General features: G+C 45.5%; 19 protein-coding genes. 13 read left to right on the top strand and 6 right to left on the bottom strand.

The features are described from left to right. Positions 1–90: 90 nt before the first annotated feature. Positions 91–1311, top strand: a complete 1221-nt coding sequence (locus VA597_RS12125) for an NRAMP family divalent metal transporter (protein WP_326974641.1) — start codon at positions 91–93, stop codon at positions 1309–1311. Positions 1312–1386: 75 nt separating this feature from the next. Here VA597_RS12125 and VA597_RS12120 read toward each other — a convergent pair whose 3' ends face one another. Next, complete coding sequence (locus VA597_RS12120) at positions 1387–1581, bottom strand: hypothetical protein (RefSeq protein WP_128743138.1); 195 nt, start codon at positions 1579–1581, stop codon at positions 1387–1389. 459 nt (positions 1582–2040) lie between these two features. On the opposite strand from VA597_RS12120, the gene VA597_RS12115 reads away from it, so the two are divergent. From VA597_RS12115 to VA597_RS12070, 11 genes are all read left to right on the top strand, one after another. After that, positions 2041–3009: a D-2-hydroxyacid dehydrogenase gene (locus tag VA597_RS12115; RefSeq protein WP_128743137.1), complete on the top strand. Its 969-nt coding sequence runs from the start codon at positions 2041–2043 to the stop codon at positions 3007–3009. 55 nt (positions 3010–3064) lie between these two features. Then, positions 3065–3478, top strand: coding sequence for a glycerate kinase (locus VA597_RS12110; protein WP_128743136.1), 414 nt, complete (start codon positions 3065–3067; stop codon positions 3476–3478). A gap of 41 nt (positions 3479–3519) precedes the next feature. Beyond that, the gene (locus VA597_RS17790) at positions 3520–3654 is read left to right on the top strand and encodes a glycerate kinase (protein WP_164919054.1); all 135 of its coding nucleotides are present in this window, start codon (positions 3520–3522) and stop codon (positions 3652–3654) included. A gap of 559 nt (positions 3655–4213) precedes the next feature. Further along, positions 4214–5275, top strand: a complete 1062-nt coding sequence (locus VA597_RS12105) for a tripartite tricarboxylate transporter substrate binding protein (protein WP_326974639.1) — start codon at positions 4214–4216, stop codon at positions 5273–5275. 89 nt (positions 5276–5364) lie between these two features. After that, entirely contained in the window at positions 5365–5943 is a 579-nt protein-coding gene (locus tag VA597_RS12100; RefSeq protein WP_128743134.1) for a tripartite tricarboxylate transporter TctB family protein, read from the top strand. A 133-nt stretch (positions 5944–6076) separates the two neighbouring features. Continuing rightward, positions 6077–7576 (top strand): tripartite tricarboxylate transporter permease, encoded by a 1500-nt coding sequence (locus tag VA597_RS12095; RefSeq protein ID WP_164919053.1) that lies wholly within the window; start codon positions 6077–6079, stop codon positions 7574–7576. Positions 7577–7632: 56 nt separating this feature from the next. After that, a complete protein-coding gene (locus tag VA597_RS12090; RefSeq protein ID WP_128743132.1) occupies positions 7633–8292 on the top strand; it encodes an aspartate/glutamate racemase family protein in 660 nt (219 codons plus the stop codon). Positions 8293–8305: 13 nt separating this feature from the next. Beyond that, complete coding sequence (locus VA597_RS12085; RefSeq protein WP_128743131.1) at positions 8306–9139, top strand: transketolase; 834 nt, start codon at positions 8306–8308, stop codon at positions 9137–9139. Next, the gene (locus tag VA597_RS12080) at positions 9140–10081 is read left to right on the top strand and encodes a transketolase family protein (RefSeq protein ID WP_128743130.1); all 942 of its coding nucleotides are present in this window, start codon (positions 9140–9142) and stop codon (positions 10079–10081) included. It begins immediately after the preceding gene. Between the two features lie 24 nt (positions 10082–10105). Beyond that, positions 10106–10411 carry a Dabb family protein gene (locus VA597_RS12075; RefSeq protein ID WP_243112817.1) on the top strand — a complete coding sequence of 102 codons (306 nt, stop codon included), beginning with the start codon at positions 10106–10108 and terminating at the stop codon, positions 10409–10411. 103 nt (positions 10412–10514) lie between these two features. Then, positions 10515–11222, top strand: coding sequence for a FadR/GntR family transcriptional regulator (locus tag VA597_RS12070; RefSeq protein WP_128743128.1), 708 nt, complete (start codon positions 10515–10517; stop codon positions 11220–11222). A 464-nt stretch (positions 11223–11686) separates the two neighbouring features. Here VA597_RS12070 and VA597_RS12065 read toward each other — a convergent pair whose 3' ends face one another. Continuing rightward, on the bottom strand, positions 11687–13639 hold the full coding sequence (locus VA597_RS12065) for a cytidylate kinase family protein (RefSeq protein ID WP_128743127.1): 1953 nt from the start codon (positions 13637–13639) through the stop codon (positions 11687–11689). Between the two features lie 727 nt (positions 13640–14366). Here VA597_RS12065 and VA597_RS12060 point away from each other — a divergent pair. Continuing rightward, positions 14367–14606 (top strand): hypothetical protein, encoded by a 240-nt coding sequence (locus tag VA597_RS12060; RefSeq protein ID WP_128743126.1) that lies wholly within the window; start codon positions 14367–14369, stop codon positions 14604–14606. 546 nt (positions 14607–15152) lie between these two features. On the opposite strand, the gene VA597_RS12055 is transcribed toward VA597_RS12060, so the two are convergent. The 4 genes from VA597_RS12055 to VA597_RS12040 all read right to left on the bottom strand — a co-directional run bounded on the left by VA597_RS12055 (position 15153) and on the right by VA597_RS12040 (position 18550). After that, a complete protein-coding gene (locus VA597_RS12055; protein ID WP_128743125.1) occupies positions 15153–15530 on the bottom strand; it encodes a RidA family protein in 378 nt (125 codons plus the stop codon). 26 nt (positions 15531–15556) lie between these two features. Further along, the gene (locus VA597_RS12050) at positions 15557–15823 is read right to left on the bottom strand and encodes a glutaredoxin (protein ID WP_128743124.1); all 267 of its coding nucleotides are present in this window, start codon (positions 15821–15823) and stop codon (positions 15557–15559) included. Positions 15824–15910: 87 nt separating this feature from the next. Further along, complete coding sequence (locus tag VA597_RS12045; RefSeq protein WP_326974633.1) at positions 15911–17119, bottom strand: MalY/PatB family protein; 1209 nt, start codon at positions 17117–17119, stop codon at positions 15911–15913. Between the two features lie 69 nt (positions 17120–17188). Then, positions 17189–18550 (bottom strand): APC family permease, encoded by a 1362-nt coding sequence (locus VA597_RS12040; RefSeq protein WP_326974631.1) that lies wholly within the window; start codon positions 18548–18550, stop codon positions 17189–17191. Positions 18551–18957 lie beyond the last annotated feature (407 nt).

Below are 18957 nucleotides of genomic sequence, written 5' to 3'. Positions count from 1 at the left end.
AGATGAAAGGTTTTGAATGAGAATACACCAACCCCTCCGGAGGAAGGAATAAATGAGGCTTCTACAAAAAGGCTCCCTGCGAAAGAACTTTTGAAAAGGGTTGGTCCAAGCATTGTTCTGACCGGCATTGTCATTGGCCCCGGCGCAATCACCACGGCTTCCATGCTGGGCTCCAACTATGGCTATGCGATGCTTTGGCTGCTGATTCCCATCGCATTCATGGGCACTTCGTTTTTACTTACTACATACCGCATTTCCCTTTTGACCGGTCTGCCGGCGATTCACGCAATCCGCCATTACTATGGGAAATTTGCGGCGGGTTTTGTCGGGGTCGCGAGCTTCCTTGCATGCATGTTCTTTACGATGGGAAATATCTCCGGCACAGGTGCTGGCATGACTCTTCTGTTTGGGATCAACTGGAAACTTGGTTCCATTATTATGATTGCGGTTATGATCTATTGCTATTTCGCAAAGGACGTCTATTCCAAGGTTGAAAAGGCGATCCTGCTTTGCATTCTCGGCATGATAGTATCGTTTTACGCCACTCTGATCGGTACCGGCGACTTTTCCGGCGGAGAGGCCATAAGCGGCCTAACCCACTGGTATTTCCCCGCCGGCAGCTTGGCGCTCTCCCTGGCTTTCATCAGCACCAACGCTTCCGTCACAACCGGAGTTTACGGAACCTATTTGGGTGCGGAAAAGAAATGGAAGAAAGAGGATTTGACCAACGGCGTCATGACGACCGATACCATTGCACATATTGTCGAAGTCATTCTGATCAGCGGCGCCATGGTACTGGTGGGCGCCATCGTGCTTCACCCGACGCATAAAGTGCTGAACAGCCCTCAGCAGCTGGCCGACATGCTGGTTCCCGTCTTGGGAAATGCGGCGCGATATATCATGGGAATCGCATTGCTTGGGGCGGCGTTCTCTTCGCTGCTTGGCAATACGCAGCGTACGGTTGTTTTGCTGAATGCCGGATTTAACAAGCCGACAAATCTGGCGGATAAAAGTATCCGATGGGGTTCCATGATCGTTCTGATTATCTGTGCGGTTATTGCCTTCAGCTACAACGGTTCGCCCGTTCAGCTGATTTATCTTTCCAACGTTGCAACCGCGGTTGCAACACCGGTTTCCGGCCTGTTTATATGTATGCTTCTCTGGAGGAAAGACATCAATGCCGGAACGAAGACACCCCGCGTGCTGCAAATCTGTATGACAATCAGTTATGGTTTCTGCCTGATTCTGACTGTCTCCGCGCTTGCAACCGCTGTTCCTAAATTTGTAAATTCCATCGCGGCTATTCTATGACCGATTTTTGGGCTGAATTTCTGTGAGGCTCGTGAATGAACGGCAGCGCGAACGCGGTGAAGGCCTGGCTGCCTACTAAATGATGGGGTTGTTGCGAAACAACCTATTCCCAAATAATGCAAAAAATACGCCTTGATTGGGCTTTCTAAGCCGTTTCAGGGCGTATTCCTTTGCCTTTCCGGCAGTTGCTTTGAACAATCGCCTATTGCAAAATTGTTTCGAAGCGTCTTTCGCGCCTACGGCATTCCTTTGTTCCCTTTTTTCCGTCATTTAATAAACCTCCTGTCGTATTTTCTATATTTGCAACAGGAGGTCCTTTTTCTTTAATTTTCGTTTTAGGGTTCCCGGCTCGGAAAGAAGACACGCATAACTGTCCGTAAGATAAAGAGCCTAGGGTAGCGCATTTCTCTGCGTCATTATAGCGGTTTTGAAGAAATCAATTTTCTCCGATGTTTTAGGTCAATTATACTGCGGTGGTTGAAGAGAATTATTAAGTTAAGCATTGAACTGATGAGTTCTAAATGTTATACTGTGCAGGATGTGAACGGTTTCAATTGAAAAGTGAATCGGTGAGAGACATATTCCTTTTTTTCGACATTTACAGGAATAAGGAATACGCACAACAGTTTGTGAAGGTCTGACTAATGCAGAAAGTCTGAATTAAACGGGCTCATAGGTAGACTGGGCTAAAAAACGTGTGATAAGATTGATTCAATCAGGAGGAACCATATGAAAATCGTTGTTTTGGACGGATATACTGAAAATCCTGGTGATTTAAGCTGGGAAGAATTTGAAAAGTTGGGCGAGCTTACAGTTTACGACCGCACGCAGCCCGAGAAGACCGTTTCCCGCCTTGGCGACGCGGAGGCCGTAATTACAAACAAAACCCCTATTTCGGAACAGACGCTGGCGGCCTGCCCCAACCTGAAATACATTGGTGTTCTGGCTACCGGCTACAATGTCGTAGATACGGCGGCGGCACAAAAACGTGGTATTCCGGTGTGTAATATTCCAACTTATGGGACGGCCGCAGTTGGACAGTTCGCTATTGCCATGCTGTTGGAAATCTGCCACCATGTCGCACATCACGATAAGGAGGTGCATCAAGGCCGCTGGAGCCAATGCCCTGACTGGTGCTTCTGGGATTATCCTCTAATTGAGCTTGCCAATAAGACCATGGGTATTATCGGCTTTGGGAAGATCGGGCAGACGACAGGAAAAATTGCTAAAGCAATGGGTATGAAGGTCATCGCGTACGACGAATATCCCAACCCGCAAGGGAAGAGCCTTGCCGAATATGTCTCACTGGACATACTTCTGAGCACTTCGGATGTGGTTGTCCTGCACTGCCCGCTATTTCCTTCCACGCAGGGCATCATCAATAAAAACACCATTGCGAAAATGAAAGATGGCGTGATTCTCCTCAATAATTCACGTGGTCCGCTGATCGTAGAGGAAGACCTGGCAGAAGCGCTAAACTCCGGCAAGGTGTATGCTGCCGGCCTGGATGTTGTTTCAGTAGAGCCGATTCAAGAGAACAACCCTCTTCTGAAAGCTAAAAACTGCCTGATTACACCCCATATCTCTTGGGCACCGAAGGAAAGCCGCCAACGCTTAATGGATGCTGCTGTCGCGAATCTAAAAGCATTTCAGGAAGGAAAACCCATTAATGTTGTGAATGCGCGTGATATGCTTTAAGTGGAAAATCAGTTTATGAGGAAATATTCTAATCCCGGATTCCTTTAGAGGGACGATGAGTTCGTCGGAAATCTGTGAGATCGTGGGCGTTCCGTCAAAGCCGCAGACACGGCTGCACAGATTGTTTCCATTCCCGTTGCAGGCGGCGAGAGGGAAGTGTGAACGACTTTTTGACTGCGTTTATCCAGTGGGAGGTACGCTTTCTCAAATTTTCAAGATCGACCTTTCGGGGCTTTCTCCCTTGCTTCGAAAGGTGAGGATTGTGGCCATGTGCGATGTCGACAATCCGTTGTTTGAAAAAAACGGCGCGGCATATGTGTTTGGTCCTCAGAAGGGGACTGACAAAACGATGGTAAAGTTCCTGGATTCCGGACTCAGGCATCTGCCGCAAGTCATTTGCGAACAGCTGGAGCGGGATATTTCACAGCTTTCCGGTACCGGTGCTGCTGACGGTATGGGGGCATGGTAACTTTTTTCGGGGCGAGCCTTCAGCCATGAATTGACACTGTTTTGGATACGGTGAATTTTGAGAGTTTGGCCGCCGGTGCAGATTTTATTTTCACGGGGGAGGGCCGGCTTGATTCACAGAGCCTTCGGGGTAAGGTAATGATTGGTGTCGCGCGATTTATTGCACTTTTTGTATAAAATAGTTTGGCGGGTATAATAGAAACTTCTTTCGCATAATGCCCTGCAAATTAGCCTTTGGCGGCTGTGTTTTCCGTAAAAATACAGCCGTCTTTTTATTTTGGGCATTTTATTTCTGATTAAAAAAGAGCTGCCGATATCATAATATTTTATTAAAATTAAATAAAATATATTGACTTTCTACAGAACGTCTGATATACTAAAAATTACAAAATTAGTACTACGTACTATGTATTTTACTTGTTTTTTTACATCGTTCACATCACATCATTCACAATTGAAGTGAAATATAATACATACTACGTAGTATGAATAGGAGGCGATGTAGCAAGAACAGCGAAAATCGGTTGATTATTTGCAGGACACATGGTTCGAAACGGCTGAGATTTGATTTTCCCGTGGTGTGGTGGCGGTATGATGCCGGCTTTGCCTACCCGTTTTTCTGAAGATAGGAATAGGCATCACCCCAACCCGTATCCGCTTTGAACAAATTTGTGAGATGCTGCAAGACCTGGAGAAAGTAAGAGAAAATTTAAAGATTGTTTAGGGAGGCAGTTACATGAAAAAAGCACTGGCGACGGTTCTTGCGATTTCCATGGCACTTTCTATGGGAGCCTGCTCAACATCAAATAGCGGTGGAAATTCAGCGGGTTCTCAAACAAACCAAAATTCGCAGGCCGCAAAGGCGGATTTCCCGGTTCGGTCACTGCAGAATATTATCCCGTTTAGCGCGGGCGGCGGTACGGATGTTTGGAACCGGGCTTTGATGAACCAAATGAGCAAAGTGCTCGGACAAACAATCGTCTCCACAAATATGACGGGTGGCAGCGCGGGCTCCATCGGTGTGGATTATGCCTGGAAAGCCAAGCATGACGGCTACACGCTTTGCGGAACATCTGAAACCCCTCTGACAATTCCGATTATGACGACTTCCGATCAGACTTCGAAAGACTGGAAATTCTTTATTGCGGCTGGCTCGCCGGGTGTACTTTGTGTCAACAGAAAATCCAAATATAAAAGCATGGACGAAATTCTAAATGCTCTGAAAGATAAGCCCCAAAGCGTTTCTATTGCCGGAACAACTGGAGGGCTGTGGTTTGCGCTTGCAAAATTGTTCGATTCTTACGGCGATGTGCCATTTAAGTGGGTCCCCTACAATGGCTCGGGGGATGCCATTAAAGGTTCGGTTTCATATGAAGCTGACTGCGTTTGCGCTTCCGCGGGCGAGGTAAAGGAGTTTGTCCGCAGCGGCGATTTGATCCCGATTGCGGTTATGGATAACGATGACTGGAATTTCCCTGAATTTGGAACAGTGAAAGCAGTTTCTTCCTATGTTCCAGCTCTCAAGCAATACCTGCCTCTGAAACAGTTCCTGGGCTTCATGGTTCCAGCCGACACGGATTCCGCGGTTGTTGACGTTTTAACAGACGCTTTTGACGAGGCAATGAAAAGTGACGAGATTAAAAAGTTTGCTGATGAGCAGCTGTGTACGTTGTATGGGCTGACCGGCGACGAAGCCAGCAAAATGGCGGCCGACACAGAAAGTAAGCTCTGCTGGGATCTTTATAACATGGGACAGGCCAAGTTCAGTCCTGAAAAATATAATATTCCGAAGCCCTGACCTGCTTTTTCCTGGTTTATTAGTGGGAGCGGATACTTTGGCTTTCCGCTCCCCGATTATGGTAACCTTTTGACGGGAGTGTAGATCGCATGAAAAAAGAGACCTTACGTAAAGTCGATCTGGTTTTCAGCTTAATATTGATTATCGTCTCCGTGGGGACGATGCTGGAATGCGTCCGGATGTTTTTTAATCCGTTTGAAAAAGATTTTGCAAATGAAGTAAGTGGGAATGACGTAAAGGATGCCATTCTGTACTGGTATACGTCTCCCGCGTTTCTTCCCGTTATTATTGCGATAGCTATCATGTTCTGTGCAATAATGCTGTTTCGGCTTGCGCGTAAATCCGGGGCGAAATTCGACTTTTTTACAAAAGAAAAAGCAGTGGAATTTATTAAAAACCCGGAGACAGCGATTGCGGTTTTCGTCATTGGAACGATAGCCGTTTATATTCTGTGTCTGATTCCTGCTTGCCGTCAGATGTTTGATGTTTTTCCGCACTTTCAAGGATTTCCGTTTATGATTGCCACCTTTATTCTTTTGGCGGTGCAGATGGTAGTCTTAAACGAGAAAAGCCTTAAAAAAATAATGATATCTCTTCTTGTAGCAGCGGTTTCCTCAGCAGCGGTCACTTATTGTTTTGGAACTCTGGCAATGATTCCTCTGCCGTAAAACCGGTGCTTTTTGCATCCGACTATCGCCGAATGATAGTACACCCCTTCCCCAAATGACTCTCGGAGTTACAAGGTCCTTACGGTGCCCTTCTCGGAATCACCGTAAATATATTTATGAGGAGGATATCTCTTTGCAGAATTTGGTTGGACTATTTCAGCAGTTTATCACACTGATGGACATTCGGCTCCTGCTTACTCTGTTGCTGTCTACATTTCTCGGCGTGATTATCGGAGCATTACCGGGTCTCTCCGCTACCATGGGGATCGCACTTTTAACAGGTCTTACCTACCAATTCCCCATTTCCTATACTTTTGCGGTGCTGATGGGCATTTATGTAGGAGCAATTTATGGGGGCAGCATGTCTGCAATTCTTCTAAATATTCCCGGTACCGCTTCAGCGGCCGCAACAGCTTTGGAAGGACACCCCTTGGCACTGCAAGGAAAAGCGGAAACCGCAATTAAGGTGACGCGGACCGCCTCTATTATTGGTACTTTTGTCGGCGTTTTGGTTCTAGCCCTAATTTCTCCGCCCATGACCCAAATTGCGTTAAAATTTACTAGCCCTGAGTATTTCATGCTGGCACTTTTCGGCGTCATGATCTGCGGATCGATTGTAACAGATGACATTCCGCTGAAAGGTTGGCTTGGAGGTATGCTGGGTTTATTAATTGCTATGATAGGAACGGACAGCATGCAGGGTGCTCCTCGGTTTAATTTCGGCAACAGTGATTTACTGAGCGGCGTCAGCATGGTTCCTGCCATGATCGGTTTTTATAGCATACCGGAAATTATTAAGGCATTCGTTCCTCATAAGGAAGAAGCTGAGGTGAGTTTGGCAAGGGATACTGCGCAAGAAAAGCTAAACAGCCTAAAGGTGGTTATCAAACATATCCGCGTAGTCATCCAGTCTTCTTTGATCGGTGTCGGCATTGGAGCCCTGCCAGGGGTAGGAGAAGATGTAGCGGCCTGGGTTTCTTATAATACCGCCCAAAGAACAAGCAAACATCCTGAAGAATATACGCATGGTTCTTTTGAAGGCATTATTGCGCCTGAGGTTGGAAATAACGCGGCGATTGGCGGCGCTTTGATCCCCATGCTGACCCTTGCGGTTCCAGGCTCTCCGCCGGCAGCCGTGCTGCTGGGTGCGCTAATGATTCACAATATCCGTCCCGGGCCAATGCTTATGCGCGACAATCCGACTTTTATAAACTATATTTCCGCTCTGCTTTTTCTTTCCGTTCTGACATTGTGGATCGCGGGAATGTTTCTGGCAAAACCCATGTCAAAGATTCTAAAGGTGCCGAAAGTTTATCTGATGCCGATCGTAGGGGTCCTTTCAATTGTCGGAGCGTATGCGATCAACAATAGATCCTTTGATATTTTGATTGTCCTGATTTTCGGCGTTTTTGGATACTTTTTAGATAAGATGCGGTATTCACCTGCACCAATTATTTTGGGAATCATTTTGGGCAATATGATTGACTCCAATTTCCGCAGAGCTCTGACGGTCAGTTCTGGCAATCCCGCTGTTTTCTTCACCCGCCCTATCGCTTTGCTGTTTTTCTGTATCATTGTGCTTACCATCGCATTTCAAATCAGGAAAAAGCCGGATAATTCAGCTGCACAATAATGATTATGGTTGAGGAAAGCAAAGCTGAAAAATAATTTTATTGGAGAGAAATATAAATGAAGAAACTTTATACCATTAATACCGTTAACAATTTCATGGAAATTATTTTTAATCCATTTGGCAAACCGTTTGCACAGAAAAATCCGAATATCGAAATTTATAATATTATGGATGACAGTCTGCTGAAAGCGACGCGTGACGACAATGGGATGACCCCGAAAACGGCTTCCCGCATGTTGAATTATGCAAAGGCGGCGGAAGCCAGCGGAGCTGACGGAATTCTTGTTACCTGTACCTCAGTGAATGAAGCTACAAAGATTATCCGCCCGTTGCTGAGCATACCGATGATCAATATTGAGGAACCTGTGGCGGAGACGGCGGCAAAGAACGGTAAGCGAATCGGTGTTCTGGGAACCGTGCCGACCAGTCCATCTGCCATTGGACGTGTCATTCTGGAAAAAGCGGCGGAGATGGGTAAAGATGTGGAACTCGTCAATCGTGTTGTAGACGGAGCCTTTGATTTACTCTGCGCCGGTGATCGCGCGAAGCATGATGAGATGGTCTGTGAAGCTCTCTATCAACTCCAAAGTGAAGTGGATGTTATTGTGTTTGCGCAGATTTCCATGAGTCTGCTTTCTCATGATCCGCTGAATGTCCCGGTTTATAAGATCGGCGAATCCGGGTTTAGCAAAATTAAAGAATTGATGGAGAGGTAAGGAGCTGATAAGAATGGCGAACGCGCAAAAAATCCGGGAGTTGGAAGCGCGAGCAAAAGAAGTGCGGAAAAACATTATCACCATGATTTATCAGGCGCAGTCAGGCCATCCGGGCGGATCTCTTTCCGCAGCCGATATTATGACGGCACTATATTTCAGCGAGCTGCGTTTGGACCCTAAGAATCCGAAAGATCCGAATCGAGATCGTTTTGTCCTTTCAAAAGGCCATGTATGCCCTGTGCTTTACACTTGCCTTGCCCTGCGGGGTTATTATGACCTTTCCGTTTTATCGACCCTGAGGAAGGAAGGCTCAATCCTTCAGGGGCATCCGGATATGAAACGTTGCCCCGGTGTCGATATTTCCACGGGTTCTTTGGGGCAGGGCCTCAGTGTTGCGGCCGGCATGGCGATAGCGGGAAAGCGCGACCATAAAGATTACCGTGTGTTCTGCCTTTTAGGCGACGGAGAGAGCGATGAGGGCCAGATCTGGGAGGCGGCTGAAACCGCTTCTAAATATCAGTTGAATAACCTGATTGTGTTTCTGGATCGGAACCGTCTTCAGAATGATGGCGTATGCGCGGAAATTATGCCAAACCTTGATCTTGAAAAAAAATTTGAAGCCTTTGGCTTTGAGAGCTATACCATTAACGGACATGATATGAAGGAAATTCTGAATGTTCTCGACAAGGTGCGAGACAGCGAAAACAGCGCACCGAAATGCATCGTTGCCGAAACGGTCAAGGGTAAAGGTGTCTCTTATATGGAAAACGTTGTGATGTGGCATGGCATGGCCCCCAATGAAGAACAGTATCTTCGGGCAATGCAGGATTTGGAAGGAGGATTTTAAATGCGCGAATCCCAAAAATCCGTCGCCACCAGAGAAGCATACGGCGATGAAATTCTGGCGCTGGGTCGTAAGAATTCCAATATTTACGTGGTGGACTGTGACATCGGAAAATCTTGTAAAACGCTTGATTTTGCAAAGGAGCTGCCGGAACAGCATATAAATGTTGGCATTGCGGAGCAAAACGCCTGTGGCGTTGCCGCCGGTCTGGCAACCTGCGGCAAAATTCCGTATATAACCACCTATGCCGTGTTCGGCAGCATGAGAATGTGTGAACAGATTCGCCAGGAAATTTGCTATCCGAAGCTTAATGTCAAGATTGCGTGTTCCCACGGCGGGCTGACGCCGGCGAACGACGGTGCGAGCCATCAGGGAATTGAGGATATGGGAATTCTCAGAACGATTCCTAATATGACAGTGATTATGGGGTGCGATTATAACTCTACCCGTAGATTGATCCGCGCCGCGGCTGAATACGACGGCCCTGTCTATTTACGCTTTACCCGGGACCCCATTCCTCAAATCTATAATGAAAATGAATCCTTTGAAATCGGCCGGGCAAAAAAATTGATGGACGGAGACGATATTACCATCATTGCGAACGGAGATGTCATGAGTGTCGCACTGGCGGGAGCCAACCTTCTCTCTGACAGGGGAATCCACGCTTCGGTGATTGACATGCATACCATCAAACCATTGGATACGGAAGCAGTTAGAGCTGCTGTTGGGCGAACCGGAAAAATTATCACAGTTGAGGATCATAATATCATTAACGGGTTAGGCAGTGCCGTCTGTGAGGTGGTTGCCGATATGGGTAAGGGAATTGTGCGCAGAGTCGGCATTCAGGATCGGTTTGGAGAATCTGCCCCCTATAATCGTTTACTTAATAAAAATGGCATCACTGCTGAAAATATCGCGGCAGTGGGACGGAAACTGTTTTGTTAAAATAAAAGGAGAAATGGACGCGTGATGATTACGCATGTTGTTTTTTTTAAAATGAAATCTGAAGCACTTGGAAAAACAGGAAACGAGAACGCCCAGGAGCTTGCTGAAAAATTTCAGAAAATTAGCGAGAAGATTCCGGGCGTGATCTCGACTGAAACCGGACATAACTACAACCGGGAAGAGCGGTTTTATGATATGTGCCTGAATCAGAAATTTGAAAGTAAAGAAGCATTGGAGAAGTACCTTGTACATCCCTTGCACTTAAAGGTACGCGAATTCGTATTTCAGGTAATTGATCACAGAATAGTTGTCGATTATGAATTTCATTGACTGAAAGGAACTAAAAATTTTCTATTATCAATACTCTATAGTCTATCGCTTTATTTCATTTTGTGTTATAATTCAAAAAACAATTGCAAATGGGGAAATTAAAATGGCTATAGAAAATAGGCATGACGGCGTGCGCGCTTCGGAAAAAAAGACTGTCGTACGTCAGATTATTGAATATATGCAAAAACAGATTATTAAAGGTTATTATAAACCTGGAATGAAAATTCCAAATGAATATGAACTGATCAGCGAATTGCAGGTCAGCCGCAATTCGCTGCGGGAAGCTATAAAAATCCTTACGACGATGGGGATTATGGAAATTCGACGCGGGGACGGGACTTATGTTTGTTCTCAGTTGAATCAGTCTACATTCGACACTATTGTCTACAGTGTTATATCAAAACTAAGCAGTAACACTGAACTGCTGGAGCTGCGCGAAGTACTGGATGATGCAACCGTGCGCATGGCAATTCGAAAGACCTCTCCGGATGATGTCGCTCAACTGAAGGAAAATGTTCAATCTATGGCAGAGGCTGTCAAAAAAGGTCAGTATGAATTAGCGCAGGAAATGGATTATCAGTTCCATATGTCTTTGATTGACAGTTGCCATAATATTTTTTTCGGTTACATTCTCAAAGGGGTTTACAGTATTTTTCAAAGCTCTATCGGCGAGACGGTCAAGTTGGAAAAGATTGATTCTAAAGCCCCTCAGTATCATCAGAGGATTATAGATTGTATAGAAACGAAAGACTTTGAACACGTTCATGAAGTAGTTGAGGATTCTTTGCAAAGCTGGCAAAAACTCATTTAACCTTTAAAACGACACCGCGGATTTCATTGCAAAGCATGACCGTAATAAACAACTTCTGAAAGAAGGCCGATAAACTAATCCGCCGGAAATGTACCGGCGGATTAGTTTTGTTTGTCAATTTAAAATAAAGTGCTGACTTAGCCGGCGAAACCGGAGGCGGCCCAGCCGAATAAAAAGGCCCCGCTAAAAGGGGGACAAGTTTGACACGACCTTCAGTTCCTTAACTTGATTTTATCCAGTTCGTTTTCCTTCAGGAGAGCAGGTTTTTTGCTGACTGGTCCCGACTGCTTTACGTCGATTACGCAGCTGGTTTCGTACAGAACCATTCGGCGTCGGCAGCAGGTTCGGTTCAGCGTTGTTATGAAATGCCCTGTGGACGCGAGGTGTTTCTTCTGCGATGGCGGCTAGCCAACGTCCCTTCCGGGATTTGCCGAGAGCTTCATTTATCGACATACAAGGCTAATTTATCTGATTTGTCCTTTTACGGCACAGAGAATCAATTCCGCACACCGGTCTATTCCGATGCCGCTGTCGATAGATAAATGGTAGTTGTGCGCGTCGCCCCATTCCGCACCGGTATAATGGTTATAGTAGCTTTCCCGGGCCGCATCGTTGTTCCGTACCGCCTGCTCCGCATCCTTCGCCGGCAGCCCGTATTCCTCGACGGCCCGGTGGACGCGCTGCTCGAAAGGTGCATGGATAAAAATGTGGATGCAGTTTTCCTTATTCCGCAGAATATGGTCCGCGCACCGCCCTACAATTACGCAGGAACCCTTGCCCGCGATCTCATCGATTACTTTGCTTTGTGCAAGAAAGACCTGATCGGGAATCGGCATATATTTGCGGCCGATGTACAGCCCGTATTCAAAGCCCTTCGTCATTTTTTCCTCGGACTGCTCGACGGTTCCCACGGATAATTTCGCATGTTCCGCGGCCAGCCCGATGATTTCCCTGTCGTAGAAAGGAACGTTCAAAGCCTGGGCCACCCTGCGGCCGATCATGCGTCCTCCCGAACCATATTCGCGGCTGATGGTAATGAAATATCCTGCGTTCTCAGTCGTTTCCAAAAGGGCAGCCGGCACTCCCGTGGCCTTGTCTTCCGCTCGTTTCGTCCGCCGCACCAGTATCTGCGAAATGACCAGATGGCACAGCTCGCCGGCTAAGAAGGAAAGGTAAAGCCCTTTGCCGTTAAACAGAAAAACGGACAGCAGCAGAAACACCTGTATGAAGCCGACGCAGCGCAGAAAAGAAATCAGGGCGGCATAGGCGTTCCGTTCCGTGGTCTGGAAAAAGAGGATATTCATCAGCGTAACCCCTATTGCGATATGCGCCGTCGGGTACAGGCGGAGCATATGGACCGTCAGCGCCGTCAATTCGGAATTGCCCGAATGGAACAGGAAAACGATCCCGTTTCCAAAGGCGATGCAGAGGCCGACCAACAGCACCGGGGCAATGATATTGATGCGTATGCCGAGGCGATATATGTGGGAAAAGGTATTCCGGTCGCCCTTGCCATGATAAAAGCTCATCAGGGGCTGTGCGCCCTGCGTGACACCCACAAGAAACATGTTGATAACGGCGCACACATAGCCTACGATGGAATAGGCGGCAACACCAAGCGTCCCGACAGTGTGGATGATTGCGAGGTTAAAGGAAACGGTGACGGCGGGCAGGCTGAATTCCATCAGGAAAGTGGCAAGACCGTTGCTGAATATCCGTCTGATATCGGCAAGATCAAAATCCGGCCTCCTGATCCGCAGCAAGCCCCTCTTCCGTGCAAAATGGGTTATGTAGAATGAGGTTTCTATCAGCAGCCCTATGCCGTTTGTGATCGCCGCCACCTCAACACCGTAATGCAGAATGAGAATAAAGATGACGTCAAGGACCGCGTTGATGACAGCGCCCGTGACGGAAGCCGCCATGACCAGCTTGGGAGCGCCGTCGTTGCGGACAAAAACAGAGACACCGAAGGTTACCATCTGCAGCAGCGAAAAAGGCGCCAGCCATTTCAGATAAGCGGTGACGGAGGGAAGAAACACTTCGTTGCTCCCCAGCAGCAAGGCCAGATTTTCGCGGAAGAGGAATCCCACCAGGGCCAGTACGACGCCAATCACGGCGGATATGACAAGACACTGGCAAAAGATATTATTGGCTTTTTCCTTTTCTCCCTGGCCTTTATAAATAGAATAAATATTGGCGCCGCCTATGCCGATCAGCATCGCCAGCGCAATCGTGACCATGCCGTAAGGAAACGCGATGTTGACGGCACCGAGCCCGATCTCGCCGATTCCCTGCCCGACGACAACGCCGTCTAAAACAGTGTAAAGGGATTGGACGAGCATTCCTATAACGGATGGAACCACATACCTGACAAATTCTTTGTTGATTTGCTTAAAACTCGCGTTTTGAGTTTCCATATTACAGTCCTCCTGAAACAAGTCTTGCATAAAATCAAATTCTCCTCATTCCTTTGATTTTTCCCTCCAAACATGAAAAAGGCCAGATAAAATACCGGGCAAAACCCGACATCTTATCCGGCCTTTTAATCAAAGCCCTCCGATGACACTCTCAAATCAAAGTGTGATTTGAGTTCGCTTTACTATAACATTAAATGCAAAAATAGTCAATCGATGGATTATCTGAAGGCGGTTGTCCTTCAACCTGAGTTTGCATTGTTAGGCAGAGAATACACTTTTTAAAGAAACCAGGCGCGAGTTTCTTACTAGGGGTCGTTTCCCGACATAAGGTCCCAACTATATCCAGATGTCAAGGCCCTAGCTTCATAGAGAGACGGATATGTGCTCGTGTAATCGGATTATGTTAGATGAATGATATTTTTCTGCCGGCTTTACGTGCGGGGATTTCATCCTTGCATTTCTTATCGGTAATACAGAAAAACATGGTATCTCCCCGTGTTTGAGTTTATTAAAACCCATGGCCGACGCCTTGAATAGATCATGCTCTTTATAGTAGATACCGTTCAGATCTTTTGCTTTGGCCGATTAATTGTTGTGGATATTTTCACTAATTTCATTTACACACTAAATGCGCAAAATTGACAAACTTTGAAGGCGGATCGTAATTTTACTTGCTTACAGAAAAAAATTTGTGTTATCATTTTTATAGAAAGAGGAGGTAATATCAATGAAGCGTATTATATCCGCTTGTTTAGAACAGACGATCCACTTTCAGTTGAAAGAGGACGTCGGTCATGATGCCGCGGTCCGGAGCGTCAAAGAAGAATTGGATAATTATAAAGTTAAGTTGGAACGTAACCGTACAAAATATAAAATTGTTGAGGAAGTTACGCAGCCTGATGAATCCGTCGTTATCAAAATTAAGAAGCAATATAACAATCACGACTGTGGAGAATATTTGGCCTAACTTTATCTTGATAGTCAAAAAAATGCTCTGATAAACCGAATAATACATATGCTTTAGCATAATGCGAAAGGACAAGGCAGATCTGCCGTTGTCCTTTTATTTACAATCGGAAACTTTTAGGAGGATAAATGCAGGTTACATCCCGATTTCTGCAAAATCAGATTTTGCGTTTTATTTTGCACGTTTAAGGGATGTTTAAGGGATGCTCCCTAAGTCGTAGAGTGCAAATGAATCAATCGATCCCATCCAAAATTTATGATTGTGACAGCCATCGCCACTGCTCACGTCCTTTAAAATTTAAGCAGTTTAAGATTTATTATTTTAGGTATGTGATCAACGGCTTCATAAAAGAACCTTTCTTACTTGACACCTATTTGGTCCATTCAAAAATTTTCAGAACATTAAGTTTTCAATGCGACTTATTAAAGTACGACCTAAAGCGGGCCCTTGTACCTTTAAGAAAATAAGTCTTTTTAATTAAAGATGCGAACCACGCAGCGGAAGGTCCCCGCGTGATTCGCATTATAGTTGCAGCTCTTGTGATATTTACCTGACAGCTATGACCTCTATTTCCAGTTTTGCATTTTTCGGGAGTTTTCCCACTTCAAATGCCGCTCTTGTGGGATACGGTTTCGCAAAGTTTTTTCCATACACTTCATTCATAGCCGCAAAATCACTCATACTGTCGAGAAGCACCGTAGTCTTTACGATATTGGAAAGGTCCATATTTGCTTCTTTCAGGATTGCTCTAATGTTATCTAGCGCCTGCTGTGTAAGAACCTTCACATCATCGGAAGGAAACTCACCCGTGGTTGGATCAATTGGGAGTTGACCTGAAACATATACGGTATCTCCTGTCTGAATTGCCTGTGAATACGGTCCTATTGCAGCCGGTGCGTTCTTTGTTGAAAAATTCTTTGTCATTTTTAACCATCCTTCTTTACTATACATTATTTTTGGGCAAGAACCCCATTAAGATCTCTCGTTTTTGTACCATCTGGCAGAATAAATAACGGAAGGCCGATCATTCCTTGATCTTTCGCTTGCTGAAATAACTTATCCGAATCTTCTGACCAAATCGTCAAAAACTCCTTCAAATCTGCAAGATTGGCTGAGATGTCCTTAAAACGAAATTGTATTCCCTTATCCTTGCACTTTATAATAGAATACAGTGTATTAGGACAAAGATGACTCCCGTAAATAATTAGTGAATCCATAATACTCTCCTCCGAAAATTTATTTTTACCTGGACAGATATTCCAGCCATTTCCTTTTTCTGTCCAGATGCCTTTAAAATTTTCACATCAGTCTTTTCTATGCTTATTCAGTACTCCCTTTAATCTCAGAAGGGCTTCTTCCACATAGCGGGTCGGGCATGCCAGATTCCAGCGCTCAAATCCTTCTCCCGGTGTACCGAATATGTAGCCATCATCAAAGAATAACTTGCCTTCCGTGCGAAGAATCTCCGCCAGATGTTTATAATCAATACCCAAAGGACGGATATCCATCCAGAGTAAATACGTACCTTCTAGCGGCGTAACAATCACTTCCGGAAATTCCTTTGCCATGAAGTCCACAACGGTCTGACGGTTATGGTCTATGACAGCAAGTGCCCGATCAAACCACTCTCCACACTCTGTATAGGCCAGTCTGGTTGCTTCATAACCAAGAATATTGCTCTTCGGATTTACCTCATCCAGAAGTTGCTCGGCATGGAACGCATCGCGCAGTTCTTTATTAGGTATAATAACACAGGACGTCTGCATACCCGCTAAGTTAAAGGATTTGGAAGCTGCCGTCATAGTGATGGAGTGCATTGCAAATTCTTCAGAAATCGATGCAAATACCGTGTGATGATATCCCGGCATAATTAAATCGAAATGAATCTCATCGGATGCAATCAGCACATGGTTGTCGATACAGATACGTCCAACCTTCTCCAGTTCCCGCCTTGTCCAGACACGCCCTGCTGGATTGTGCGGGCTGCAAAAGATTAGCAGCTTCGTATTCGGATCTTTGACTTTTTGTTCCAGATCCTCAAAATCAATTTCATAATGCCCATTATGATTAATCAGCGGATTCTCCACAAGCTTACGATTATTATTGCGGATTGCGCTGTACATCGGATAATATACCGGTGTCATCAGGACGACACCATCTCCTGGGTCGGTAAAAGTCTTGACCGCCATGAAGAATGCCGTAATGACGCCGCTGGTTGTCAGAACCCAATCCGGCTGGATTTCCCAGTCATGATGACTATACATCCAGTCGCATACTGCATTAAAGAATGCCGGTGTTGGATTGGAATATCCAAGAACATAATGGTCGATATACTTCTTCATTCCCTCACAAATACTTGGTGCAGTCTCAAACTCCATATCGGCAACAGAGAATGGAATAATATCCTCTCCCTTTTTTCGAACCTCCGGGCAATATTGATCGATTTCATCCCATTTTTTAGAACCAACATCAAAACGAGACTCTACCGTTTCAAAATTATATTTATTAGACATGTTTCTCCTCCTTTTAAATCATTAGAATGGTTTATTAGGGCAACCTGGAATTCTAAGTACAGAGTCGCCTTAACTTTCTGATTCACTGGTAAAATCAACTGCCAAATCGTTCGGTATCACCACGTCTTTGATAACGGTTTTATTATAGACAATTGAAAAAATTATCGCTACAGCTAGGAAGCCAATGGAGTAAACCGACAGGTTCAGGAGCAGTGAAAGCGACAAGACTACCAAGGTAATTGTTCCGGCAATTGCCAAGACAATTGTTGCTTTTGGGCTGAGCTTCAGGCTGGAATTTGCCAGTTCCTTCGGATATTTTTTAGCAAGTTGTGTCAACGCTAGGCAGATACAGATCTTACTTATCAGAGAATTTGCAGTGCTGAACTTTGCAACAGTTGCAAGATTGAAACCGATAAGCAACGGGATCATCCCAACAACGTAGAAGAAAATCAACCACTTATACGGTACACCGTTCCTGGATACATTCGCCATAGAATGCGGCAGCAAGCCATCTTCGCAGGCAACCAACATAGGCTTAGTGACCCAAGCCATGGTACCGTTCAATGTAGAAGCCGTTGCGCCGAGAGCGGCTGCAATAATAAAGAAATAGTATAAATTCTTCGGCATAATGGTTTTTGCAACCAGAGAAAGCGGCTGATCCGCAACTTGTGCTATTGGCAATATTCCAGCAGCTACCAGGGCAATCAAGACATAAAGGACACCAACTCCAAGGGTAGAAAAAACCATAACCTTCGGAATATTATGTGATGCATCCTTAACCTCGCCGCCAAGCTCAGCAATAAACTGTGCGCCCGCTGTCGCGCTGGAAAGAAGGGCCAATGATGCAATAAACCCGGATGCACCATGTGTAAACAGATTATTTGGCGTAAAGACATACCCGTAATCAACTTTTCCCAAGCCGAATGCTATAAAGGCGGCAAGTCCGAGAATCAAACATGCAGTGATCACTGTATTCAGAATGGCAGCAGTTTTGGTTCCAATAAGATTTGCTATAAAAAAAAATGTTAGCACAGCGATCGCCACAATACGTTCATTCAGGCCGGTGGCAATACTGACCAGATACGACGCAAAGCTCAGTGCATAAGTTGCGAGTAGGCAATTCATCAGGGTGTAAACAATGAGGTAAAACGTGCCGATCCCTTTTCCGAGCAATCGGCTGACATAGCGATACTGCCCTCCGGTCGCCGGTACTGCGGCACTCATGATTGCGACTGGAAAGATGCAGATTAATGTAAGAATAGGACTGAATGCATAAGCGAGAACCACACCTGTTCCTGTCATTCCAAGTGCTACACCGGTCGATGACATGATTCCGGCACCTATAATCATCCCGCAGGCGATGCCCATTAAATCCCAGAAGCCCAGTGTCTTTTTCAGTTTAGATTCCTGACGTATAGAAGTAGAAGCCATAACATATCCCCTTTCGTTTCGTTTGTGACACTTACTCGTTGCCCCGGCCGGAGGCTAATGGTTTGGCGCTCAAACCACTTATACCTAAATGATATCACTGATTATCTGATATAACAATAATTATTTTATATTATTTTGAATTTTTGTCTTATTTCACAAAATTAGTCTAGCTATATTGTTTGATATTCAAACCGTATGCCTATCTGTTTAATCTTATGGGGCATAGTTGGAAAAATGTTTATCATCCTTCGACGACGCTGCCCAAGAGCGATATTGTAATTCTACGGTGGAAACCCATACCATCACGGGGAAGGTCTGTCGTTCTGTTATTTTACTGTTTATCGCTTCAGAGCAAAACACATCTTTTGATATGCTGTCAATCGCAAAATTTAGACTAAAAATCTTAT

Origin of the sequence: Caproicibacter sp. BJN0012 (assembly GCF_035986805.1) — a bacterium.
Lineage (GTDB): Bacteria > Bacillota > Clostridia > Oscillospirales > Acutalibacteraceae > Caproicibacter.
The sequence above is the reverse complement of the archived record's forward strand: the minus strand, read 5'-3'. Positions and strand labels throughout refer to the sequence as shown.